General features: G+C 30.5%; 14 protein-coding genes and 1 other annotated feature (1 of these 15 only partly in view). Of the genes, 10 read left to right on the top strand and 4 right to left on the bottom strand.

The window, feature by feature from the left end; genetic code table 11:
* Nucleotides 1-124 (top strand) — a binding site (T-box leader); it begins 94 nt to the left of the window's first position.
* Between the two features lie 83 nt (nucleotides 125-207).
* From HMPREF9131_RS05060 to HMPREF9131_RS05040, 5 genes are all read left to right on the top strand, one after another.
* The gene (locus HMPREF9131_RS05060; RefSeq protein WP_009345710.1) at nucleotides 208-1,323 is read left to right on the top strand and encodes a 5-methyltetrahydropteroyltriglutamate--homocysteine S-methyltransferase; all 1,116 of its coding nucleotides are present in this window, start codon (nucleotides 208-210) and stop codon (nucleotides 1,321-1,323) included.
* A 135-nt stretch (nucleotides 1,324-1,458) separates the two neighbouring features.
* Complete coding sequence (secA, locus tag HMPREF9131_RS05055; protein WP_004826179.1) at nucleotides 1,459-4,197, top strand: preprotein translocase subunit SecA; 2,739 nt, start codon at nucleotides 1,459-1,461, stop codon at nucleotides 4,195-4,197.
* 293 nt (nucleotides 4,198-4,490) lie between these two features.
* Nucleotides 4,491-5,111, top strand: a complete 621-nt coding sequence (locus tag HMPREF9131_RS05050; RefSeq protein ID WP_232202589.1) for an ABC transporter permease — start codon at nucleotides 4,491-4,493, stop codon at nucleotides 5,109-5,111.
* Nucleotides 5,104-5,802, top strand: coding sequence for an ABC transporter ATP-binding protein (locus tag HMPREF9131_RS05045; RefSeq protein WP_009345798.1), 699 nt, complete (start codon nucleotides 5,104-5,106; stop codon nucleotides 5,800-5,802). The genes HMPREF9131_RS05050 and HMPREF9131_RS05045 overlap by 8 nt, the downstream gene beginning before the upstream one ends.
* Nucleotides 5,799-6,794, top strand: coding sequence for an ABC transporter substrate-binding protein (locus HMPREF9131_RS05040; RefSeq protein WP_009345767.1), 996 nt, complete (start codon nucleotides 5,799-5,801; stop codon nucleotides 6,792-6,794). The genes HMPREF9131_RS05045 and HMPREF9131_RS05040 overlap by 4 nt, the downstream gene beginning before the upstream one ends.
* Nucleotides 6,795-6,943: 149 nt before the next feature.
* Here HMPREF9131_RS05040 and HMPREF9131_RS05035 read toward each other — a convergent pair whose 3' ends face one another.
* The 3 genes from HMPREF9131_RS05035 to HMPREF9131_RS05025 all read right to left on the bottom strand — a co-directional run bounded on the left by HMPREF9131_RS05035 (nucleotide 6,944) and on the right by HMPREF9131_RS05025 (nucleotide 10,337).
* On the bottom strand, nucleotides 6,944-8,302 hold the full coding sequence (locus HMPREF9131_RS05035) for a sodium:alanine symporter family protein (protein ID WP_009345765.1): 1,359 nt from the start codon (nucleotides 8,300-8,302) through the stop codon (nucleotides 6,944-6,946).
* A 60-nt stretch (nucleotides 8,303-8,362) separates the two neighbouring features.
* Nucleotides 8,363-9,256, bottom strand: coding sequence for a citrulline utilization hydrolase CtlX (gene ctlX / locus HMPREF9131_RS05030; RefSeq protein WP_232202588.1), 894 nt, complete (start codon nucleotides 9,254-9,256; stop codon nucleotides 8,363-8,365).
* A 382-nt stretch (nucleotides 9,257-9,638) separates the two neighbouring features.
* Complete coding sequence (locus tag HMPREF9131_RS05025) at nucleotides 9,639-10,337, bottom strand: hypothetical protein (RefSeq protein ID WP_009345763.1); 699 nt, start codon at nucleotides 10,335-10,337, stop codon at nucleotides 9,639-9,641.
* A gap of 129 nt (nucleotides 10,338-10,466) precedes the next feature.
* Here HMPREF9131_RS05025 and HMPREF9131_RS05020 point away from each other — a divergent pair, with 129 nt between their 5' ends.
* The 3 genes from HMPREF9131_RS05020 (at nucleotide 10,467) to HMPREF9131_RS05010 (ending at nucleotide 15,428) form a co-directional block, all read left to right on the top strand.
* Entirely contained in the window at nucleotides 10,467-11,603 is a 1,137-nt protein-coding gene (locus tag HMPREF9131_RS05020) for a class I SAM-dependent RNA methyltransferase (RefSeq protein ID WP_009345726.1), read from the top strand.
* 35 nt (nucleotides 11,604-11,638) lie between these two features.
* Nucleotides 11,639-12,724, top strand: coding sequence for a SpoIIE family protein phosphatase (locus HMPREF9131_RS05015; protein WP_009345802.1), 1,086 nt, complete (start codon nucleotides 11,639-11,641; stop codon nucleotides 12,722-12,724).
* A gap of 361 nt (nucleotides 12,725-13,085) precedes the next feature.
* Nucleotides 13,086-15,428, top strand: coding sequence for an S-layer homology domain-containing protein (locus HMPREF9131_RS05010; protein WP_009345769.1), 2,343 nt, complete (start codon nucleotides 13,086-13,088; stop codon nucleotides 15,426-15,428).
* 190 nt (nucleotides 15,429-15,618) lie between these two features.
* On the opposite strand, the gene HMPREF9131_RS05005 is transcribed toward HMPREF9131_RS05010, so the two are convergent.
* A complete protein-coding gene (locus HMPREF9131_RS05005) occupies nucleotides 15,619-17,037 on the bottom strand; it encodes a phospholipase D family protein (protein ID WP_009345774.1) in 1,419 nt (472 codons plus the stop codon).
* Between the two features lie 134 nt (nucleotides 17,038-17,171).
* Between HMPREF9131_RS05005 and HMPREF9131_RS05000 the strand changes: the two genes are divergently transcribed.
* A complete protein-coding gene (locus HMPREF9131_RS05000; protein WP_009345801.1) occupies nucleotides 17,172-18,098 on the top strand; it encodes a DUF975 family protein in 927 nt (308 codons plus the stop codon).
* Between the two features lie 103 nt (nucleotides 18,099-18,201).
* The gene (locus HMPREF9131_RS04995; RefSeq protein ID WP_004826168.1) at nucleotides 18,202-18,636 is read left to right on the top strand and encodes a universal stress protein; all 435 of its coding nucleotides are present in this window, start codon (nucleotides 18,202-18,204) and stop codon (nucleotides 18,634-18,636) included.
* Nucleotides 18,637-18,943: the final 307 nt, after the last annotated feature.

Here is an 18,943-nt window from a genome sequence, read left to right as displayed (position 1 = left end):
TTTTCTAGGATTTATCAATATGAGATATTTACGGGAGCTCCCGTTACAGAGCTAGAGTATGTTGGTACTTGAGAGTGGCATTTATGCAAAATAGGTGGTAACGCGGAAATATTTCGTCCTTGTTGTTTTTTAACAGCAAGGACTTTTTTTATAGGCTAATACTTATTTTTTAAAGTAACTCTCATAAAGAATAAGGAGGATTACAAAATGACAAAAAAATTAGAAATTGCTAGAGTGGATGTAGTAGGTTCTTTTTTAAGACCAGATAGTTTAAAAAAGGCTAGGGAAGATTTTGAAATTGGTAAAATTACTGAAGCTCAATTAAAGAAGGTAGAAGACACTGAGATTGAAAAGTTAATTGAAAGGGAAAAAGAAATAGGATTAAAGTTTTTCACTGATGGTGAATTTAGAAGAAGCTGGTGGCATCTTGATTTCTTTTGGGGACTTCAATGGGTTAAAAAAATTGATGTAAAAGAAGGATATATTTTCCATGATGAAGTTACTAGGGCCGAATCAGCTACACTTACAGGAAAAATTTCTGGTGAAAATCATCCTTTTGTTGAGCATTATAAATTTATCAAGAAATATGAAGATAAGGACCATTTTGCTAGACAAACAATTCCGGCTCCTGCTCAACTACTAAAGGAAATTGACAGAAATCCCAAAGAAGAAATTGAAAAAATTTATCCATCTAGAGATGAGTTAATAAATGATATTGCCAAGGCTTACAAACATGTAATTCTTGATCTTTATAAGAATGGATGCAGAAACCTTCAACTTGATGACTGTACTTGGGGAATGGTTGTTGACAAAAATTATCAAGATAATTTGAAAAAGCAAAATATTGATTTTAATAAAGAAGTTAATGAACTATTGCTTATAAATAACAAGGCTATTTCTGATTTGCCTGATGATTTATTGATTACTACTCATGTTTGTAGGGGTAATTATCATTCTTCTTATGCTTCAAGCGGTGCTTATGATGAAATTTCTGATTTGCTTTTTGCTAAGGAAAATGTGGACTGTTATTATTTAGAATATGATACAAAAAGAGCCGGCGGATTTGAACCTTTAAAAAAAGTAAGTCCCAATAAAAAAGTTGTACTTGGTCTTATTTCTTCTAAATTTCCTAAGCTTGAAGATAAGGGTGAGATTCTTGATAGAATTAAAGAAGCTAGTAAATATATTCCTATTGAAAGAATTTCAATTTCCCCTCAATGTGGCTTTGCTTCAACTGAAGAAGGAAATATTTTAACTATTGAAGAACAATGGAGAAAAATAAAACTCCTTTGGGAAATTGCTGAAGAAGCCTTCAATAACTAATTAACAGTTGACTTTAACCTCTCCACTCTTTATAATTTATATGTAAAATTGCGTTTTTAGTAATTTAATGGCATTTTATTTGTAAATAAATATTTTAAATGTTAAAATATATATTTGAGATAAAGGAGTGGTAAGATGGGTTTAATAGATAAAATATTTGGAACCTATAGTGACAGAGAATTAAAAAAGATTGAACCACTGGTTAATAAAGTTATGGATCTTGAAGACCAAACTGCAAAACTATCTGACGATGAATTAAAAGCTAAGACTGAAGAATTTAAAGATAGATATAAAAATGGCGAAAGCCTTGATGAACTATTACCTGAGGCTTTTGCAGTTGTTAGAGAAGCAGCATGGCGTGTGCTTGGAATGAAACCCTTTAGAGTTCAAGTGATCGGGGGTATAATTCTTCACCAAGGAAGAATAGCTGAAATGAAAACTGGTGAAGGTAAGACCCTAGTGGCAACTCTACCTGTATATTTAAATGCCTTAACTGGTAAGGGTGTCCACGTAGTAACAGTCAATGATTATTTGGCAAAGCGTGACCATGACTGGATGGGAAAAGTTTATGAATTTTTAGGCTTAAGTGTTGGATGTATACTTCATGATCTTGATGGCGACCAAAGAAGAGAAGCTTATGGTGCAGATATAACTTATGGTACTAATAACGAATTTGGTTTTGATTATCTGAGAGATAATATGGTTATTTATAAGGAAGAAAGGGTGCAAAGAACTCTTAATTTCTGTATCGTGGACGAAGTCGATTCAATTTTAATTGATGAAGCGAGAACTCCTCTTATTATTTCTGGTCAAGGTGATGAATCAACAGATTTATACGTCAGAGCTAGAGATTTTGTAAATTCTTTAACTTCAAGAATAAAGACTGAAGATGAAACTAATTTTGAAAGATTTAATAGAGAGTTTGAAGAAGAAACTGTTGATTATGTAATCAATGAAAAGGACAAGACTTCAACTCTTACTGACAAGGGTGTAGCTAAGGCTGAAAAATATTTTGGCATAGATAACCTTTCTGATTTAGATAACATGGAACTTTCTCACCATATTAATCAAGCCCTAAAAGCTAAGGGTAATATGAAAAAAGATATTGACTATGTAGTTAATGATGGTGAAATTATAATTGTTGATGAATTTACAGGTCGTCTAATGTATGGTAGAAGATATTCTGAAGGACTTCACCAAGCAATTGAAGCTAAGGAAGGATTAGAAGTTAGAGCTGAATCTAAAACTCTTGCTACAATAACTTTCCAAAATTATTTCAGAATGTACAAAAAGCTTTCAGGTATGACTGGTACAGCTATGACAGAAGAAGGAGAATTCCGTGACATCTACAATATTGACGTTGTGGAAATTCCTACTAATAAACAAGTTATAAGAAAAGATTATAATGATGTTATTTATAGAGATGAACCTGCTAAATTTAGAGCTGTTACAAGGGAAATAGATGAACTTCACAAAAAAGGTCAACCAGTTCTAGTAGGTACAATTTCAATTGATAAGTCAGAAGAACTTTCTAAATATTTGAAAAGAGCAGGGATTGAGCATAAGGTACTAAATGCTAAGAAACATGCTCAAGAATCTGAAATTGTTGCCCAAGCAGGACGTTTTGGTGCAGTTACAATTGCAACAAACATGGCTGGCCGTGGTACGGATATTGTGCTTGGTGGTAACCCATCTTTTCTTGCCAAAAAAGAACTTAAAAAACGTGGCATGGAAGATGAAATGATTGAATTTGCAGATTCTTATTTTAAAACTGATGATGAAGAAATTATTAAGGCTAGAGAAGATTATCAAAATTTAGTTGAAAAATTTAAAAAAGAAACTGATGAAGAAGCTAAAAAAGTTTCTGAAGTCGGAGGTCTTCATATAATCGGTACAGAAAGACACGAAAGTAGACGTATTGATAACCAACTTCGTGGCCGTAGTGGTCGTCAAGGAGATCCAGGTTCCTCAAGATTTTATATTTCAGGTGATGATGATTTAATTAGACTATTTGCCGGAGATAGGTTTAAAAATACAATGGAAAAAATTGATACTCCAGAAGATGAACCTATAGAAGCAGGAATATTGACAAGGCTAATTGAATCAGCTCAAAGAAAGGTTGAAGGAAACAACTTCTCAATTCGTAAAAATGTATTGCAATATGATGATGTCATGAATAAGCAAAGAGAAGTTATCTATGGAGAAAGAACTAGAGTCCTTGAAGGTGAAAATCTCAAAGATGATATCGTAGCTATGAAGGAAGATATAATTTCTCAAACTGTTGATTTTTATAATAAACTTGACCACAACAATACTAAACATTTAGATATTGAAGGATTAGAAAATTTTGTGGAAGATACTTTTGATTTTCCTGAAGAATTTTTAAAGGGTCATGAAAATGACAGCATAGAAAATATTAAAGAATATATTAGTGAAGCTTCAGCGGAAAAATATAAGGAAAAAGAAGAAGAATTTGGGGATGAAAGATTTAGAGAAGTAGAAAGAGTAGTCCTTCTTAAAAATGTAGACTCCAAATGGATGGATCATATAGATGCAATGGATCAACTTCGTAAGGGTATAGGTCTTAGAGCTGTTGGTCAAGTAGATCCTGTTCGTGCTTATGCTGAAGAAGGCTTTGATATGTTTGAACAAATGAATGAATCTATCAAGGAAGACACAGTGAAGATGCTTTATCATGTAATTAATCCTGAAAGAGTAAAAAGGGTTAGAGTTGCAAAAGAAGTAGAAACAGTAAATCCTGATGATGGAAAGAAAAAACCATTTGTAAGAAAAAATAAAAAAGTTGGAAGAAATGACCCATGTCCATGTGGCAGCGGTAAAAAATATAAAAACTGCTGTGGTAAAAATGAATAAATAATTTTAAATATCTGTTGGTGATTAAAAGCCGACAGATATTTTTTTGATAAATATTTCTTAGCAAAATACTAGGATATTATTGAAATGATTAATAATATTTGTTATCATTAACTAGTGAAATTTTTTAAGTTCTACTTTTTTGGAAAGAAGGCTAAATTTTGAAAGTAAACTTTAAGGGTCTAATAAGCTTTTTTGCTATAATTTTCCTTTGGTATTTTTTAACAAAAATAGGAATCTATAGCACTTATTTATTGCCGACCTTTCCTATGATTTGGGAAAGTTTTTTTCAGATGTTAAAAGATGGCTCACTTTTTGTCCATGTATCAACATCTCTTACTAGGGTTTTTATAGGCTATTTTATTGCTTTTTTTCTAGCTTTTTTCCTTTCTATTGCGTCATTAATTTTTAAGTCTTTTGACAAGTATTTTGATTGGCTCATTCAATTTTTAAGAAACGTACCGCCTCTTTCCCTTATACCACTTTTAATATTGTGGTTTGGAATAGGTGAAAAAACAAAGATAATAATAATTATTTTGGCATCATTTTTTCCGATGTATCTAAACATCAACAAAGGTTTTAAAATGACTGATGTAAAACTTATTGAGGTGGGCAAAGCCTTTAACTTTTCAAAGTTAAAATTATTTTTCAAGATAAGGCTTCCATACGCTTTAAACGATATTTTAGTCGGTATGAGAATTGGGCTTGGATATTCCTATAGAGCAATAATCGGAGCTGAAATGATAGCCTCATCAACAGGTCTTGGTTATATGATTAATTTTGCTCGCTCGCTTTCACAGACAGATGTTGTCATTGTGGGCATTATTATTATAGGATTATTGGGATATTTATGCGATTATTTGTTTAAAAAAATGAGCAAATTACTTTTAAAAGGTAGAGAGATTTATGAATGAAATAGAAATTTCTGATCTAAATGTAAGCTTTAAAATCACAGATAGAAAAGTGAAAGTTTTAAAGGACTTAAATTTAAATATTGAATCAGACAAAATAAGTGTAGTTTTGGGTAAATCTGGTTGTGGAAAGACTACTTTACTTAAAGCTATAAAAGGGTTAATTCCAATTGAAAAAGGAATTATAAAAAAAGAAAATCTAAATATATCCTATGTATTTCAAGAACCAAGGTTGATGGCATGGCTAAATGTTTATGAAAATATTATTTTTGGCTTAAAGAAACAAGAAGTCAATAATAAAAATATAGATGAACTGATTGATATGATAGGACTAAGAGATTTTAAAAAAGCTTATCCCAAGGAACTTAGTGGGGGTATGTGCTCAAGGGTATCTCTTGCAAGAGCACTTGCAACAAAGGCGGGTTTTATTTTGATGGACGAACCGTTCGCTGCTCTCGATTATTTTACAAGGTTACATCTCCAAAGAGAACTTATAAGACTTTATAAGCTTAATAATTTTGGAGTCTTATTTGTAACACATTCCATTGAAGAGGCAATAAATATAGCTGATGTCATTTTAATAATGGATCAGGGAAAAATCAAAAAGAAATACCACAAAGTTTATATGGAAAAAATTGGTATTTCTAAATTACGCTCAGAAATTTTGAGAGACTTAGAGGAGGAAGTAGTATGAAGAAAGTATTAGTTCTTGTTTTATCACTCCTTTTACTTACTGCTTGTGGACAAAAGTCTGCAGGAGAAGCGAATAGTGAAAATCAAGCAAATGTTAAGACAGAAGAAAAAGAAACTAAGGACACAAATAAAAAATTAAGTATAGAAAAGCTAAACGTAACTTATGTTACAAGCCCTTTAAATGTGCCATCAATAGTGGAAAAGCAAAATAAATTTTTTGAAGAAAATTTAGGCCTTCCGGTAAATTATGCTGAAATTACATCAGGTGCTGACCAAACTCAAGCTCTAGCATCAGGGGATGTAGATATTTTATATGCCCTTGGAGGTTCATCAGCAGTTTCAGCCTATGCCGGAGGAGCAGATATAAAAATTATCAATATGTATTCAAGAGCACCTAAGGCATTTTGCTTATATTCAAAAGATGACTCTATAAAAAGTCCGCAAGATTTAAAGGGAAAAACAATAGCAGGACCGATGGGAACTAATTTGCATGAACTTTTACTTGCATATTTGAATACAAAAAATATGACTCTTAAAGATGTGAATTTTGTAAATATGGCAATTCCTGATGCTCTTGCTGGACTTGAAAATGGTTCTTTAGATGTTGGTCTTTTAGGTGGACCAGCAGCTTATAAGGCACAAGAAGCGGGATTTCATAAAGTTTGTGATGGAGAAGGCTTGATTGAAGCTATAATTTGTGTTGCTACAAGCCAAAAATTTTATGAGGAACATCATGATGTTATTGAAGCACTAGAAAAAGCTCAAGACCAAGTTTTATCTTTTATGAAAGACCAGCCAGATAAAACTAAGGAACTTGTAAAAAATGAATTAAAACTTGATGATAACGCATATGATACTATGTATCCACAGTATAATTTCGATACAAAAGTTAGTGATAAGGATGTTGAAGGTCTTCAAAAGACAGCAGACTTTATGTTTAATTCTCAAATGATTAAAGATAAAGTTGATGTAAAGGATATGTTCATTAAATAAAAATAATAATTTTAAATATCTGTTGGTGATTATAAGCCGACAGATATTTTTTATAAAAAATTTATTAACCGATAAAACTTAAAAAAGATAAATTTTAAACCCCTGATTTTTTCAGGGGTTTAGAAAAATTTTATATAAACAGCTACTAACTATTTATTAGCCTTTGGATAGTACTTGGGGTCTTTAAAGTATTGATTCTTCATTTCAACGGCTTGTCCGCTCATAAGAAGTACACCTATCATATTTGTAATAACTACAATACCTAACAAGAAGTCAAGTAGAGAATAAGCAGTTTCTAGACTAAATACAACGCCAAGAACTATAAACACCATATATACGCAACGACAAATTATTGCCGCAGTGTGACCGAATAAAAATTCAGCTTGTTTTTCTCCGAAGAAGATTATTGCTACAACAGTTGTTATAACGAAAAGTAATAAACAAACTGAAACGATAGTAGAACCGAACCCTGCGCCTAGGGCTGCTCCGAAAGCTTGAGCAGGCATTGTTGCTGCTAAATCAGATGGAATTTCTGTCCATACGCCTGATACTAAAACTACTATTGCAGTTACTGTACAAACTATAATTGTATCAACAAAAATTTCAAATACTGCCCACAAACCTTGTTGTGCAGGAATTTCAACAGTAGCACTTGCATGGGCTATAGTTGAAGTACCCATACCGGCTTCGTTAGAATAACATCCTCTTGCAATACCATTTCTCATAGCTTGTGCAACGGCAGCTCCTGAGAATCCACCAACAGCAGCAGCAGGTGAGAATGCGTGAGCAAAAATAGTAGCGAAAGCTCCGGGAACGTGTTTTAAATTAAAAGCGATAACCACAAGACCGCCAAGAATATAAAAAGCTGCCATAAAAGGAACTGCGATTTCACAAAATCTTGCAACACCTTTAAGTCCACCAAAAACAATAGCGCCAACTATAATAAGAAATATTCCTAATCCTACATATTTACTGATTCCTAAAAGCTCAACATTTTGTATAAAAGTAAGAGTTTGAGTTGAAATAGAAGGTGCAATTTCAATCATCAAGAAGAATGCAAATAATGGTCCTAAGAATGGAAGGGGTGAATTTTTAAGATAATACATGGCACCGCCAACAAATTCTCCCTTTTCGTTCTTTTCTCTATATTTTATACCTAAAGTGATTTCTGTAAATTTTGTTGCCATACCAACAAGAGCGGTTACCCACATCCAAAATACAGCACCAGGTCCGCCTAAGGCTATAGCAACAGGAACACCAACAATATTTGCCCCACCTATACAGGAAGCAAGGGCAGTTGCGGCTGCGGCAAAAGCGGATACGGAACCTTCACCGTCAGATTTTTTAAACATTCCACCAAAAGTTTGTTTTATTATGTATCCAAAATACCTGAATTGGAAAAATCCTAAACGTATGGTTAGGTATAAACCGCCACCAACTAATAAAATTAGGATTGGTGGACCCCAAAACCAGTTCGCCAAATTAATTAAAATATCAAGAAATTTCATATAAATCCTCCGTTTTAGTCAAAGACCATTTTTTAATTAAAAATTAAGATTCTAAAAAAATTAGAAAATTTCTGCAATCATACAGCGTGCAGAACCTCCACCGTAATATTCAATCGTAGAAATGTCTACACAAACAATTTCAGTAGTTTCTTCGATTTTTTTGATTTGATCTTTATCAAGACTATCGTAAGCCATTTTGCTCATAACTATAAAACTCTTGCCGTCTGAACCCATAAGCTCAAGAGTATTACCGGCACAAGCCTTAGTTTGTTCTAAAGTAAGTTCGACAATATCATTGCCACCTTCGATAAGCTTATCTTTTACTCTTTGTCTATCTTTTTCATCAACAGCTTCAAGGCAGATGATTGCCTTCTTTTCACCTATACCCATTACTATATTTGTATGATATATAAGATTTCCGTCTTGTCTTGATTCAAAGGCTACGCCAACGTGACCTGTGTCTTTACACCAAGCTTCAAATAAATTCTTGTCGGCACGTGGAGATAGGGAACAATATGCCACCTTATTTTTTCTATCAATAACAATAGAACCAGTACCTTCTAAAAATTTATTCTTGTCATGATTTTCGCTGTAATCAAAAATTTTGAAAAATTCTTCATCCTTAGCCTTGTCTTTACAAATTTTAACAACCTTTTCCTTAAATTTAGAAATTTCCATTTGACGATTTTCTGCAAACATAGGATATATGCACATTATTCCACCCTCATGAGTTGAAAACCAGTTATTTGGAAATATGGAATCGGGTGTTTTAGGTTCAGCGGTATCTTCAAGGATATTAACCTTTACTCCCTTTGCCTTAAGAGCATCACTTAAATTATTAAATTCTTCCAACGCTCTTTTTTGTACTTCGTTAAGATCGGCTTCATCATTGTGTTGGTAAGCATTATTTACAGCCGTTTGGGCATTAAAGAAAAATCCCTTAGGTCTTACCATAACAACTTCATTTGTTGTGTGTTTAATATCAATCCCTCCCATAAATAAAAAATTTTAATAAGTTATTAACAAACAACTTCCTAACAAGTTAAATTTAACATATTGGCAATGTTAATGCAAGCGTTTTTTTATTAGATTGGATTAAATTATATACAAATTATACAAAAAAATATTACTTATAGATAATTATAATTAATTATAAGATGATTTTAGAAAGAAATAATTTTAAAACTTGTGAGTGGAACTATAAACATTTTGAAAATATCTTTTAATTCTTATCGCCTATATTTTATTTAAAAAGATCATATGAAATTTTGTGAAACTAATAGTTTATTCAACTTCAAATTAAGGGCAAAAAAAATCAATAGTAAATTTTTATTTACTATTGACCTATTTCCATTTCATTTCCTTCAATGTTATTGTCTTTTAAAATTTTTTCTATATCATCTTTTAAGTTACTTTTTGTAATAAATATAGCTTTAACTTTTCCATCACTTCCAAGGGACTTATCTACCAGATAAATATATTTATATAAACCATCAATATCTTCATAAGAAGTTTTGAACAAATCATTTGATTTGATCAAAAGATTATCATTAGGATTTAAAGAAATATTAATATAGGAATCAGAGGACTCTTCCTTTGCAAAACTTGCAGGAATTTGACCTTCTATGGAAGTTTTTAAAAGCTTAATCAAATCATCCTCAGCTTTTTTGTTATCGAGAACATATAAAATTCTTTTTTCTTTTTCTATTCCTGAGTCTGTATAATAAGTTCCATATTCTACACTTAAATCTGAAATTCGTAAATTTTCATTTTCTATAGATAAATTTCCTTCGTGATTTTCTTGTGACTTATCGGAAGAATTGTTGGTAGTTTCTTTGGCAGGTAAAGAAGTATTTACAGAATTATTGTTTAAATTATTTTCTTTATTATCATTTGACTTACCTCTGCCACAAGATTTTACTATAAACATAAGAAGTATAAAAACAAAGAAAACAAAGATAGCTCTTCTGATGACATACTTTCTCTTGAGCCTTCTTTTCCTATAAGGTCTTTTCCTATTATCATAACTTGACATAATTATCACCCTAATTATTATAAAATTTAATTATTAAAACTAATAGTATAATATGGGATAATTCTTGTCAAGAAAATTTAAGACTATTATGCCTTGTCAATATTTAGTATAATAAAAAAGAGGTGAATTATGGAAAAATTTAAAATAATTGCCACGACAAATTTTGGATTAGAAGCCCTATGCAAAAGAGAGCTTTTAGATATGGGATACAATGATTTAAAAGTGCAAGACGGAAGAATAGAATTAACAGGAACATATAAAGATGTCTGTGCTTTGAATTTGAATCTGAGAACAGCAGAAAGAATTTTTATGGTAGTTGCCTCTTTTGAGGCTCTAAGTTTTGAAGAACTTTTTGATAAAGTTTACGATATAGATTGGACTTATTTTTTAAATGAAGATTCAAACTTTATTCTTCTTGCCAAAAGTCATAAATCAAAATTATTTTCTCTTTCAGATATACAAAGAATTTCTGAAAAGGCAATAATAAAAAAATTACAAAATAAATATAAAAAAGACTGGTTTTCTAAAAGTAATGAGAGAATAAAAATTGAAGTTTCTCTACTTGATGATATAGCCACAATAGCTATAGACACATCAGGAGATGGCATACACAAAAGAGGATACAGACAAATTAATTACAAGGCTCCTATTTCAGAAACAATAGCCGCATCTATGGTTATGCTTTCTTTTTGGAATCCTGAAAGACCACTAGCCGATCCTTTTTGTGGTTCGGGAACAATAGTGATAGAAGCTGCCATGATCGGGAAAAATATAGCCCCTGGACTTATGAGAAAATTTGACCTTGAAAATTTTATTTTTATTCCTCAAGAAATATTTAAGGAAGAAAAAAGAAAGTGCTATGAAAAAATTGATTATGATAAGAAACTAAACATTAATGCATCTGATGTATCTTATAAGGCAATAGAAGTAGCAAAGAATAATTCAGCCATACTTGGTCTTGATGAAGATATTAATTTCTTCCAAAAAGATATCCGCAATTTAGATCTTGAGGATAATTATGGAGTTTTAATCACAAACCCTCCCTATGGAGAAAGGCTTGCCGTAAAAGAAGCACCGGAACTTAATAGAGAACTGGGAAGACTCTATAAGACTATACCAACTTGGTCTTTATATGCCATTACAGGCTCAGAAACTTTTCAAAAAGATTTTGGCAAAAAAGCCGACAGAAAAAGAAAGTTATACAACGGCAAAATAAAAACCTATTATTTTCAATATTATGGTCCTAGACCCTTTGTTAAGAAGTGATAATTTGATATAATCATAAAGCTGGAGGTGATATTATGGAAGAAGATTATTTATACTCGCAAAAAATTGACCATCAAGTATTAAATGGAATTGCCGATCCCATTAGAGTTTTAGATTCCGATGAAAGAGTTATATTTGTAAATGAAGCAATGGAAAAAACTCTTGGTTACGATAGAAAAAATTTGCTCTGTGACATTGATGAGAGTATCTTCAACCCTGATATCACAAGAAGTGTCTTAAGAACTGGAGAAGTTGTCCAAAGAGAAGAGATAATAAAAGATACAATCTATTCAGTAAAATGCTCTCCAGTATTAGGTCAAAAGGGACAAATAATCGGAGTGGTAGAAGTTTTTAGAAATGTAACAGTGGAAAGAAGACTTCAAAGAGAAATAATAGAAAGAAACAGGGCAATGGTAAGAGAAACCATGGCGGCATCACAAATACAAAAAACAGTCTTACCAGACAAGGGCTTTATAAAAAATTTAAAAATTGACTATATTTACAAACCTTCAAATATGCTTTCAGGCGATATGTTTGATGTTTTTGAAATAAATGAAGATAATATTGCAGTCTATATTTCAGACTCAGTAGGGCATGGTTTTGCAGCATCTATGGTAACAATGTTTATAAAATCTTTAATAAGAACTCTTCCAATTTTTATACTCTTATCGCCCTCTAAGACCCTTGATGCCATTTCAAATAGATTCTCTCTTTTGAAGCTTGATATTGAAAATTATTTCACATGTTTTTATGGAGTTTTCAATATAAAAAAAGGTATTTTTACATATGCTAATGCAGGGCATCTGCCCTTGCCTTTAAAGGTTTCAGAAAAAATTGAATATCTTCACGCTGAAGGAAATCCCATATCAAGATTTTTTAAGAGTGCAAAATATAAAGAAGAAAATTCAAAATTTTACGCTGGAGATAAGATATTATTTATGACTGATGGAGTAAGCGAATCAAGAAATCTTGAAGGAGAGGTTTATGGCTTAAAAAGACCTGAAGAAATAATGTTGGAAAATGACATAGATGAACTTTCAATTTTGAAAGATAATTTACTTTCCTTTACAAATATCACACAGACAGATGATATTTCAGTACTTCTCTTGAGCGTTTGGTAGTAATAAAAAATTATATAATTGTGATAAATTTAGGGTTTATTTTTTTGAATAAACCTTATTTTTGTGATGATTTATATTGATAAAAATTTACTCTATTTTTGAAAGTATTTTTAAATTATATATTTAAAAATTAAGACATGACTTACAAAAAATTCACAAAATATTAATGTTTTCATTAATAATGTAAAAATTGCATGATGAAATTTATTTATAAAAATAATTATAGAAAAAACTAATGTTACAAAAAGATTAAATATCTTAAAAATCTCTTAAAAAAATCTTAAAATTCTAGATTTTTATTACTTTTAGGGTATAATAGAAATACGGAGAATGAAAACCGAATATTTAAGGAGGAATTTTTATGAAAACTTATAGAAAACGTTTCATGGCATCGACACTTGCTTTACTTATGACAGTATCGATTCCACTTACAGCACTAGCTGAAGAAGACACTGGAACTGAAAATAATGGCATTGAAATTAGCCAAGAATTAAATGGATTGCCAGTTTCTGACCCTGCTGAAGCTCCAACAGATCCAAGTACTGGAGATGAATTAGAAAAAGCAAAGGAAGCATTGAATAAAGCTATAAATGATGCTAAAGATTATCAAAATACTGACGATTACAAAAAGTCAGAACTATCTAAAGAAAAAAAAGATTTAGAAGGAGATATACATGCAGCAGAAAATGTAAAGGATGCTTTAGGAGAAAAACCTCCAACAGCAAGCGTTGATGATGCAAATAGAGTTGCAAATAAACTAAATAGTACTTTAAAAAACTTAAAAGATGAAATAAAAAAAGAAAAAGATAATAAAGATGCATTAGATAAAGCTAAAAAAGAATTAAAAAAAGCTATAGATGATGCTACAACTTTTAAGTCAAATGAAAAATATACTAAAGGTAAGGCTGAGTATGTAACTGCATTTGACCAAGCTTTAAAGGATGCAAAAACAGCTAAAGATGAACCAGGCGCAAGTGTAGCTAGTTTAACAGATGCAAAAAATACCTTAACTGCTGCTCAAAAGAAACTAGAAGAAGCAACTCTACCCATAGCTTCTACTCTAGCAATTTCTGAACAAAAAGTATCTTCTAATGGTTATGTATCAGGTTATGTAAAAGCTGATGGAGTTGCGGTTCCTGATGTCATTGTAAGTTTCTATACAAATGATGGAGTCTTTGTTGCTAATGGAAAAACTTATGCAAATGGATATTTTGAATTTTATGTAGGAACTGAATATTATAATTATTACTATGATGGATATTATGATGGATATTATAAGGGACATTATGTATATTATGATTCAACTTATGGATATTATTACAAAAACTCCAACAATGAAAGAGTTTATATAAATGACTATTATTGGTATGGTAAGGATTATAGATGTGGCAAGAGTGGATATTTACTTGCAGAAAAACTTCTTTACACAACAAGTGAAAAAGCATATGTAAAAGGAACTTGTGACTACAACAATTACTATTGGCCAGGCTCATACGATAAAAAATATTATGATTATAGAGTTTATCCAACAAGCGTATCTAGAACAACATCTTATGTAAAGGGATATTTACCAAATGAAAAAGGTAGAACAGTTTCTGTTTACTCAGATGACTATTATTATGACGGATATTATAGTGATGGTTACTATGATTATTATGGATACTATAATAGATATTACAGAAGTTCCAAATATTATTTAGGCTCAGCTACAGTTGATTCTGATGGATATTTCACTATTTACTTCAATAGAAGCGTTCCAACTTCTGAAAGTTTATATTATTATGTAGATGGCTACAAAGATGGAAGATATGCAACTGTTCCTAGTGTAAGTCAAGCTGAAGCTGGCACAATGTTTATAAAAGGTAAGGCAGGAAGCTTTGCAAGCATAAGAGTTGAAGATGCTAACGGCAAAAAAATTGGGACAACTACTGCTAATGGTGACGGCGAATTTTCTTGTTATTTAGATAGAAAATTAAGTCTTGGCGAAACTATAAAAGTTATAGCTTCAGAATCTTCAAAATATGATTCAGAAACTACTTATAAAGTTACTGATACAAGCCTAAGCGGTCAAACTTATGCAAGAGTTTCTTATATTAAGGGATATCCTGATGGAACTTTCAAACCATCAAATAACGTAACAAGAGCAGAAGCTGCTCAAATGTTTGCTACATTATTAAATGGCGGAACAAGTTTTGGAACTTCTTCTACAACTAAGTTTGCAGATGCTAATAACAAATGGTATTCACCTGCTGTAAATTATATTGCTGGTAAGGGCCTTTTAAGTGGATATAGTGATGGAACTTTCAAACCTGATGCTGATATCACAAGAGCTGAATTTGCTCAAATGATTTCCGGATATCTAAAAGCTGGTTATGCCGGTTCTGCTAATTTTAAAGATGTTAAAGGACACTGGGCAAGTGATGCAATAGATAAAGTTTTTGGAAACAAAGCTGTTGAAGGTTACCCAGATGGAACATTCAAACCAAATAAAACTCTTACAAGAGCAGAAGCTGTTACAGTATTAAATGCAGTATTCAACAGATATACAACTTCTAACTCATTTAAAAATGTATCTTCTGCTAACTTAAAGAACTATTCTGATATATCTTCTTCACACTGGGCATATTATCAAATTCTAGATGCTTCAAATGCTCACGTATCTCAAAAAGTTACTTCAACAAGTAATGAAGAAGTTTGGAAATAAGATAGTTTTGAGAATTGGATATTAAATATTAAAGGAAGGGATTTTTATCCCTTCTTTTTTTCGTGGTTTTAAATAAGCTCTTATAAAGAGATTTTGTCAAGTCTTTTTATATAAGAAAATATTTTATGACATAAAATAAGGGACTATCATAAAAAAGTCCCTTATTTTTATATAGTATTTAATTAATTTCTTACCAAGTGCAAGTTCCTGTTTTTTCCTGAACTTTCCAAATAAATCTTAAAAATATATTTTTATCTAAGCCACTTTCAAAGTCTTGTGTATATTCTCCACCAATATTATTCCAAATTCTATCATAATAATTTTCAAATTTTGAAATTAAAGCTGAGTTTTTGTTCATTTTTATATCAACATCTGTTTCTAAATTGAAGTTATCAAGATTTCTTCTTGTGAAATTTGCTGATCCCAATATTAGCCTCGGCTCTTTATCTTTATAGGAGAAATATGCAATTTTTGTGTGGAACTGTTCGCCTGTAGTTTTATACCATTTGATATTAATTTTTGGATGTTCTTTTTTTAGCTCACTTAAAGCGGGTCTGTTTGGGCATCCGTTTTTCTTTATTCCGAAGGCATCTTTATTTAGGTCTGCTATGATTTTAACATCAACACCCCTATCGGAGGCTTGACCTAAAGCTTTCAAAATTCTAAATTCAGATAGGTAAAATATGCCAATTTTAATTTGATCTTTTGCTTTAGTTTCATTAATGTTTTTGTATAGGGCATTAAAAATTTCACCTTCACTTATTATTCTAAGCTCTTCATTTGAATTTTTAATATCGACTGCCTTATAATTTTTTATTGTATCAGGCATTTTATCAAAAAATATACTTTCTGATTTTATTAGATCCTCAATCGCTTTTCCTGTAAATATACAGGCTACGTTTGAATGGAAAGCGGAAGGATCATGTGGGTTTGCTGATGCTACAAGGGCTTTATTTTCTGAAACTAGGATTTTTCTGTGGTTTGCTTTGAAGTTTAAAAGTTTAAGTATTGCCCTTATATTAATTTTAGGACCATCTTTTTTGAAAAAATTATTTATATAAGTTTTGCCTCCTGTGCCTAAGTATTTTATATATGCCCTGTATGGTCCAGAAATTATGGGGTTTGAATCCCTCATTTTGTTTAGGTCTGTAATTACAAGTTCTATCCCGTTTTCTTTCAATTTTTTCAGATATTTTTGCTCGTAGGCTCCGTAAAAATTGTTGATGGGATCTGTTACAAAAAGTATGGGCATATGAGGATTTTCTTTTTTCTTTTCTATTAATAAATTTGTCATTTGCTCAACTTGAGCTGGATAAGCAGATAATTTTTTGTCATATTCATCATTATATAAAAAGAAATCTATCAGCAAAAATTTTTTTGCATTTTTTATTATTTCAATTTCTTCTTTATTAATATTAATTTCATGAATTCTCTTTTGGTCTTTTGTATAGGTCAGGTCATAAATGAAATCAGCTTGAGTTTTTTTAAATTCTCCTGAAACATTTGTGCCTTTTGGATTTTTAGTATTTAAGCTATATATGATTGGAATGATTAATAATAAGATTAAGGCTAACATGATTTTCTTCTTCTTTTTGTCTTTTTTCTTCAAATGTTTAACTCCTAATATAATTTACTATAATTATAGCAAAATTTATAGTAAATTATATTTTTAATTGTAATTTTCTTATATATCAAATATAAAATTAGGGTATAATTTGAATATAAATTTAAGGGGGAATTCGTATGTTTGATATAGGCGACATAAAAAGAGAAGCGAAAACTTACTATAAGAAGCATTTTAAAAGTGCCATTATTTTATTACTTATTTTTACTGTAATTTCGATTTTCTTTGGCGACTTTGAAAGTAACAAACCAATAAATTTGGGTTTAAATTTAAAAACACCATCAGATTATATGGAAAATTATAATAATTATAGAGATCTTAAGTTCATTGATAAGTCAAAGATATCTGTAGGAACAGGAGGAGCTGGATATAATTATAGTAAGAGGCATGATTATGGTTATTATGTTGATATGAGCGGGGAATCAGTTGATACAAGTCAAGGTAACAATGAATTTAAGTCTTTAGGTCTTCTTGGCAAATGTTTGAGCTTAAATTTATTTCTAATAGTAAGCCCCATCATATTTTATATAATTTTATGTATTCAAATTTTTGGAAGAATATTTATTGTTAATCCTGTATTAGTTGGGAAAAATAAGGCTTTAGTTGAAGGACTTAGAAATCCAGAAGAGGACCTTGTAATTAATAAACTTTTTTACTTTTTTGGTAATGAAAATTATTTAAAAGTCTGTGGTAAAATCCTTCTTAAGGATGTATTTATTTTTCTGTGGTCTTTGCTATTAATTTTGCCTGGAATTTACAAATATTACCAATACTTTTTTGTAGGATATATCCTTGCAGATAATCCAGATATGCCATTTAATGAAGCTATAAATATGAGTAAAAAATTAACTGATAATTATAAGTTTAATATTTTTCTTTTGGGTCTATCCTTTATAGGTTGGTATATACTCTGCTTTTTTACTTTAAGTATAGGACTTATATTTTTAAATCCTTATATAGAAATTTCATATGCAACATTGTATAAGGATAGGTTAGAAGAATATAGAAAAAAAGTTGAAGTTGAAGAAGAATTTATTGGTGATTAGAAACATTATATTTTAAGTATTTTAATTTGAGCTTATAATGCTTTGATAAAGTCATATAAGCTATGTTATAATTAATGTAGAATATAATAAAAGGAGTGATTTTATGAAAATATTAGTACCAATTGATGGTTCCAAATCATCTAAGGCATCACTTAAAGAAGCTAGTAGTTTAGGTGAAAAATTACAAGCTGAATTAATTATACTTACAGTTATTCCAGAAACAAGTATTTTTGAACAATATCCAACTAATTTTGCTTATGCACTTGAAGTTGATAAAGCTAATACTGAAAGAGCACAACATATTTTAAAAGAAGCCGAAAAAGATCTTAAAGATTTTCCTAATAAGGTAGAAACTTTCTACACATCAGGAAATCCTGCAGCTCAAATCTGCAAGTTTAGTGATGAAAAAGAAGTCGATCTTATCGTTATGGGTAATAGAGGTCTTGGAGCTTTCTCAAGAACTCTTTTAGGTTCAGTTTCTAATAAAGTAATCAACCAATCTAGAGCATCAGTTTTAGTTGTAAAGGCAGATATTTAATATTTTATTAGTTCAATAATTTAAATTAATTTGGAGGTTTAGACCTCCATTTTTTGTGCATAATTTTTTACTTTAAGTTCAATTTTTATAAAATTTATATTTTTGTAGAGATTTATCTAAGTAATAAAGTATTTCAAATTAAGAATTATTACTCAATCAATTTTTCATGACATTAATAATAACGTTTCGTATAAAATATTGAAATTTCAAATAAAAATAGTAAGATTGTTGTTAAGCTTATTCAAGGCTTGAAAATATTTGCCAAAATGATATAATAATTTGTGTGCGTTATGTTAATAATATAACA

Origin of the sequence: Peptoniphilus sp. oral taxon 836 str. F0141 (assembly GCF_000179335.1) — a bacterium.
Classification (GTDB): domain Bacteria; phylum Bacillota; class Clostridia; order Tissierellales; family Peptoniphilaceae; genus Peptoniphilus_A; species Peptoniphilus_A lacrimalis.
Note: the sequence above shows the minus strand (reverse complement) of the source record. Positions and strands in the feature narration are given on the sequence as shown.

Excerpts from the sequence above, each read along its gene's own strand:
- HMPREF9131_RS05060 (WP_009345710.1), top strand. The coding sequence starts at position 208 with ATGACAAAAAAATTAGAAATTGCTAGAGTGGATGTAGTAGGTTCTTTT.
- secA (WP_004826179.1), top strand. The coding sequence starts at position 1,459 with ATGGGTTTAATAGATAAAATATTTGGAACCTATAGTGACAGAGAATTA.
- HMPREF9131_RS05050 (WP_232202589.1), top strand. The coding sequence starts at position 4,491 with ATGTTAAAAGATGGCTCACTTTTTGTCCATGTATCAACATCTCTTACT.
- HMPREF9131_RS05045 (WP_009345798.1), top strand. The coding sequence starts at position 5,104 with ATGAATGAAATAGAAATTTCTGATCTAAATGTAAGCTTTAAAATCACA.
- HMPREF9131_RS05040 (WP_009345767.1), top strand. The coding sequence starts at position 5,799 with ATGAAGAAAGTATTAGTTCTTGTTTTATCACTCCTTTTACTTACTGCT.
- HMPREF9131_RS05035 (WP_009345765.1), bottom strand. The coding sequence starts at position 8,302 with ATGAAATTTCTTGATATTTTAATTAATTTGGCGAACTGGTTTTGGGGT.
- ctlX (WP_232202588.1), bottom strand. The coding sequence starts at position 9,256 with ATGGTAAGACCTAAGGGATTTTTCTTTAATGCCCAAACGGCTGTAAAT.
- HMPREF9131_RS05025 (WP_009345763.1), bottom strand. The coding sequence starts at position 10,337 with ATGTCAAGTTATGATAATAGGAAAAGACCTTATAGGAAAAGAAGGCTC.
- HMPREF9131_RS05020 (WP_009345726.1), top strand. The coding sequence starts at position 10,467 with ATGGAAAAATTTAAAATAATTGCCACGACAAATTTTGGATTAGAAGCC.
- HMPREF9131_RS05015 (WP_009345802.1), top strand. The coding sequence starts at position 11,639 with ATGGAAGAAGATTATTTATACTCGCAAAAAATTGACCATCAAGTATTA.
- HMPREF9131_RS05010 (WP_009345769.1), top strand. The coding sequence starts at position 13,086 with ATGAAAACTTATAGAAAACGTTTCATGGCATCGACACTTGCTTTACTT.
- HMPREF9131_RS05000 (WP_009345801.1), top strand. The coding sequence starts at position 17,172 with ATGTTTGATATAGGCGACATAAAAAGAGAAGCGAAAACTTACTATAAG.
- HMPREF9131_RS04995 (WP_004826168.1), top strand. The coding sequence starts at position 18,202 with ATGAAAATATTAGTACCAATTGATGGTTCCAAATCATCTAAGGCATCA.